1 protein-coding gene is annotated in these 1,034 nt (G+C 72.7%); it reads left to right on the top strand.

From position 1 onward, the window contains the following. The coding region (locus D8M34_RS18030) for a xanthine dehydrogenase family protein molybdopterin-binding subunit (RefSeq protein ID WP_148113094.1) at positions 1 to 1,034 on the top strand (1,034 nt) is incomplete at both ends.

Genomic DNA, 1,034 nt, shown 5'->3' with positions numbered 1-1,034 from the left:
TGCGCAACCTGCACCCCCCGTTCGACGAGCCGCGCACCGTGCCCTCGGGCGTCCAGTACGACTCCGGCGACTACGAGACCTGCATGCGCACGGCGATGGAGCTCGTCGACTACGCGGAGCTGCGCGAGGAGCAGCGCACCCGGCGCGAGTCCGGCGACGCGGTGCAGATCGGCATCGGCTTCGGCAACTTCACCGAGTCCGGCGGGCTGGCACGGTCCAAGGTGGCGGCCGGGCTCCGGCTGGAGTCGGGCGGCTGGGGGCAGGCCACCGGCCGGAGGACGACGAGCGGCAGGGTCGAGGTCGTCACCGGCACGTCCCCGCACGGGCAGGGCCACGAGACCGCCTGGTCGCAGATCGTGGCCGACCGTCTCGGCGTGCACCCCGACGACGTCGAGGTGCTGCACGGCGACACCCTGGTCGCGCCGTTCGGGCGCGACACCTACGGCTCTCGCAGCCTCGCCGTCGGCGGCACCGCGGTGCACCTGGCAGCCGGCAAGGTGCGGGACAAGGCGATGCAGATCGCCGCGCACCTGCTGGAGGCCGACGAGTCCGACCTGGAGTTCACCGGGGGCCGGTTCTCGGTGACGGGGACGGCCGGGCCGTCGGTGACCATCCAGGAGGTGGCGGGCGCGGCGTCGCTGGCGAACGACCTGCCCGAGGGGATGGATCCCAACCTGACCGCGGACTCGGCGTTCGACCCGCCGAACTTCACCTGGCCGTTCGGCACGCACGTCTGCGTCACCGAGGTCGACACCGAGACCGGGTTCACCCGGATCCGCCGCTACGTCGCCGTCGACGACTGCGGGGTCGTGGTGAACCCGACGATCGTCGAGGGCCAGCTGCACGGCGGCATCGCGCAGGGCATCGGGCAGGCCCTCTACGAGCACGCCACCGTCGACGAGGCCGGCAACCAGACAGCGGGCAACCTGGCGTCCTACACCGTGCCCGCCGCGACGGACCTGCCGCGCTTCGAGCTGGAGCAGCTGGTCACGCCGTCGCCGACGAACCCGATGGGGGTCAAGGGGATCGGCGAG

The organism is Microbacterium sp. HSID17254 (assembly GCF_003989315.1).
Taxonomy (GTDB): Bacteria; Actinomycetota; Actinomycetes; order Actinomycetales; family Microbacteriaceae; genus Microbacterium.
The sequence above is the reverse complement of the archived record's forward strand: the minus strand, read 5'-3'. Positions and strand labels throughout refer to the sequence as shown.